The following is a 4,109-nucleotide window of genomic DNA, read 5'->3' as shown; positions in this document are numbered from 1 at the left end:
ATTTTGACGAGAAAAAACGCGAAATTTACGTCGCGATCGCCGATGTGAGCGAATACGTCACCCCCTACTCTCCGATAGACGCCGAGGCCAAAACGCGCGGATTTTCTATATATTTTCCGCACAAAGCCGTGCCGATGCTGCCGCGAAATTTGAGCGAAAATATCTGCTCGCTCAAGCCAAATGCCGCGCGCCTTGCATTTTGTTTCAAAATCACGCTAGACGAAAACGGCGAAGTCGTAAAAGAAGAGCTCCTAGAAGCTCTCATAGTCTCAAAAAGACGCTTTAACTACGACGAAGTCGATCAAATTTTACGCGGCGAACGCGAGGATGAAATCGGCTGGATAAAACCTCTTTTCGCACTCACCTCGCGTCTGCGCAAAAAACGCCTGAAAAACGCGTTTGACTTTAGGACGCAGGAGCTTCGTATGGGCCTTGACGCAGACGGCGGGCTTGCCTCTACGAGATTTGAGACCGATACCGACTCGCACAGACTAGTCGAAGACTGCATGCTGCTAGCCAACGTCGCGGCGGCAAAACGCATCGGCAAAGGCGTTTTTAGAAATCACGGCTCGCCGGATCTGCGAAAAATACAAATTTTACTCGAAGACCTCGGAGCTCTGGGCTTTGACTTCGTTTATGAGAGCGATATCGCAAATTTGGTTCGCAAAATCCAAGCGCAGGCCGATGCAATAGGCAACCGCGAGGAGATCGACAAACTCATCATAAAATCGCAAAAAAAGGCCGAATACGGCGCGCAAAATTTAGGCCACTTCGGACTGGGATTTGAGCGCTACACGCACTTTACGAGCCCGATCCGCCGCTACTCCGACCTTACGTTGCACCGCCTTTTAAAGGCCAAACTGCGCAACGACGAGAAATTTTTCAACTACTTGCTTTTAAATATCGAAGCGACTTGCTCAAATTTAAGCGAACTCGAGCGCGAAGCCGACAGGGTTGCGTTTGACTTTATGGATAGAAAATTTGCGCGCTGGGCGAAAGAGCGCATCGGACAGCGATTTAACGCCTATATCAGCGAAAATCAAAACGTCGCTGTCGGCAGACTAGACGACGAGATAAAGGGCGCCAGGATATTTTTGGGCGCGTACTGCGTAAATTTGTTGCAAAAAGTCATCGTCGAAATCACGGATGTAAATATCGCGACGGCCGAAATTTTCGGCAAGGTCGTAAAGAAAATCGATGTATAGAAAAGAGCTTGAGACCGCGCTAAATTCGGCTAAATTTCCAAATTATTTTTTGCTTTACGGTGCGGACGAATACCAAATCGAGCTTTTTGCGAAGGAAATTTTAGCCAAATTTAAAGATTTTGAAATTTTGAGCCTTTACTACGACGAGTACGATTTTGACGCTGCGCGCGCGCATCTTTGCGAGCCTTCGCTCTTTGGCGATAGCCCGCTTTTGCACGTAAAAAGCGACAAAAAAATCCCCGCAAAAGAGCTAAAAATCCTGATAGAAGGTTGCAAAAACGGCGGAGTATTTATTTTTGAGCTTTTTGAGCCCGACGCCAAAGCCGTTTTTGATACGCAAAAGGCTTTCGGAGTAAATTTTGCGAGATTTTTTAAACCCGGCTCGCCCGAAGAGGCAGTAAATTTACTCGGCAGACAAGCTGCAAAAATGAGCCTAAATATTACAAAAAACGCGCTTTTTGAACTCTACCGCATACACAACGAAAATTTATATCTAGCCGCAAGCGAGCTAAACAAACTAGCCTCTCTAAACGAGCCTATAAACGAAAATATCGTGAGAAGCTTGGTTTTTTCGCTATCAAGCGTGAGTTTTGACGATTTTTTCGATAAATTTATCGCGCTAAAAGATATCAGGGCCGATTTTTTCTCCTGCGCGGATGATGGAAATTTTAATGAAATTTTGTTTATTAACTCGCTTTACCGTGCGTTTTTTAGACTTTTTAAGTTACATGCCGACATCAAAATAACTGGTAAATTTGACATAAAAGAAACGCTCGGCTATGCGCCGCCGCCAAACGTCGCAAATGAACTAAAAAGGCAGTGTCTGGCTGTAAATTTAAAAGCGTATAGGGAAATTTTTACCGCGTTAAATTTGGCGGAATTTGAGCTAAAAACAAACTCTGCGCTTGATAAAAAAACCTTTCTACTCTCCTGCGTGCTGGGCCTACAAAATCTTATCGGCAAAAACAGCAAATATTAAGTAAAAAAAAGATAAAATCAGCTCTTGTCGAAAGACTTCCTTGCCCGTTTGCAACCGTGCAAGCGAGCTTAATACCCACAAGGAGAATCAATGAAGCACTACGAGCTTTTATTCATTTTGAAGCCTACTTTGACGGAAGAAGAAGTAAGCGCAAAAGTTGATTTCGTTAAAGAAATCCTAACCAAAAACGGCGCAAATATCGCGTCTGTGCAGTCTATGGGCACTAGAAAACTAGCCTATACCGTAAAAAAATACGAGCGCGGAACTTATTTCGTCGTGTATTTCGAGGCTCCGACTCAAGCTATCGCCGAAGTCGAGCGTATCATCAGAATCACCGAAGAGATCATCAAATTCTTAACGGTCAAATTTGAAAACAAAAAAGAGATCGCCGCTTGGGAAAAGATGAGCAAGGGCATCAAACTAAACAAAAAAGAACCGAAAGTCAAAGCAGAAGAAGCTCCGGCAACGCAAGAATAAGGACGAAAAATGTTTAATAGAGTCGTTTTAGTAGGAAATTTAACACGAGATATCGAGCTTAGATATACGACTGCGGGCGCAGCCATAGGCAACAGCGCCATCGCCGTAACGAGAAAATTTAATGTAAACGGCGAAAAACGCGAAGAAACGTGCTTTATAGACATAACATTTTTCGGAAAACAAGCGGAAATAGCAAACCAATATCTTTCCAAAGGCTCAAAGCTTCTAGTTGAGGGTCGCCTAAAATTCGACCAATGGACGGATAACAACGGACAAAATAGAAGCAAACACACGATCAGCGTGGAAAATATGGAGATGCTAGGCGGAGGACAACAGCAAGGCGGATATAATCAAAATAGTAATCAAGGCTATCAGCAAGGCGGTTACCAAAATAACAGCTACGGCGGCTATCAAGGCGGACAAAATCAGCAAAATAGCTACGCTCAAAGCGGCACCCAAAGGCAAAATTTTAATAAACCGCAGCAACAAAAGCAACAGCCAAAAGACGAATACTATGGCGATAACGTCCGAGAAATAGATATAGATGCCGACAAATACGATGACGGCGACGAAACCATACCATTTTAATTAAGGAAAAAACGATGGCTGAAAAAAGAAAATATTCACGCAAATACTGCAAATTTACAGAGGCAAAGATAGATTTTATCGACTACAAGGACACTTCGCTTTTGAAGTACTGCTTGTCAGAGAGATTTAAAATCATGCCAAGACGCCTAACCGGCACTTCTAAAAAATACCAAGAGATGGTCGAAAAGGCTATCAAGCGCGCTCGCCAAGCAGCTTTGATACCTTACGTAGTCGATCGCGACGACGTAGTAACCAATCCTTTTGAGGGACTATAATTTTGCCCAAGCCCTATTTTAAGGGCTTGCTTTCTCTTTTTTGATTCAAAATTTTAAATCAAATTTACTTATATTTTTATGTGTTCTTTTGTATCAATTCAATTTTTCGAAATACGCGTAAATAAATTGCGGCTATTTTTATTTGACTCAATTAAACCAAGCAGACTTTTAGCTACGACTTGCGTTACTACTTTTAAGGCCTCTTATTAATTTTAAGAGATTTTGATATAAGTTTTTCTGTGTAGTTTTGGTATTATGCCTAAACTCTAGCTCGTAGCTGCGTCTTAAATACAGTGACGCAGAACGGAACGCATTCCTTTAGGCGTAGCAAGAAATTCTCTTTTCTTGGCTTTCCTAAGATCGCTACCGTCGCTATACTTGAGAAGATCCTTTTAAATTTAGATAATCTGTGTTTAGCCGTATTCTCATCTGCTCTACTTTGCTATGCTCGTAGCTTTTTAAGAAGCGGTGGCAACATAAGTCGCAGCCAAAATTTTCTTATAGCGTCTTGTAAAATAGCGAGCACAACGTAGTTAAGAGTGTTTTTCTCTGCAATGAGCTAAATTTGCGTAATCGACTAAGCCG

General features: G+C 42.6%; 5 protein-coding genes. All 5 read left to right on the top strand.

Going from position 1 to position 4,109, the window contains the following annotated elements; translation table 11 throughout:
* A partial coding sequence (locus Q0338_RS07465) for a ribonuclease R family protein (RefSeq protein ID WP_298086204.1) occupies positions 1-1,205 on the top strand: 1,205 nt, incomplete at its 5' end.
* Positions 1,198-2,184 (top strand): DNA polymerase III subunit delta, encoded by a 987-nt coding sequence (holA, locus tag Q0338_RS07460; RefSeq protein WP_298086203.1) that lies wholly within the window; start codon positions 1,198-1,200, stop codon positions 2,182-2,184. The genes Q0338_RS07465 and holA, both read left to right, overlap by 8 nt.
* A gap of 90 nt (positions 2,185-2,274) precedes the next feature.
* On the top strand, positions 2,275-2,661 hold the full coding sequence (rpsF, locus tag Q0338_RS07455) for a 30S ribosomal protein S6 (RefSeq protein ID WP_298086202.1): 387 nt from the start codon (positions 2,275-2,277) through the stop codon (positions 2,659-2,661).
* 9 nt (positions 2,662-2,670) lie between these two features.
* The gene (locus Q0338_RS07450) at positions 2,671-3,249 is read left to right on the top strand and encodes a single-stranded DNA-binding protein (RefSeq protein WP_298086201.1); all 579 of its coding nucleotides are present in this window, start codon (positions 2,671-2,673) and stop codon (positions 3,247-3,249) included.
* Between the two features lie 14 nt (positions 3,250-3,263).
* Entirely contained in the window at positions 3,264-3,524 is a 261-nt protein-coding gene (rpsR, locus tag Q0338_RS07445; RefSeq protein WP_002946417.1) for a 30S ribosomal protein S18, read from the top strand.
* Positions 3,525-4,109: the final 585 nt, after the last annotated feature.

This window comes from uncultured Campylobacter sp., assembly GCF_938018145.1.
Lineage (GTDB): Bacteria > Campylobacterota > Campylobacteria > Campylobacterales > Campylobacteraceae > Campylobacter_A.
This window is presented reverse-complemented; position numbering and strand designations above follow the sequence as displayed.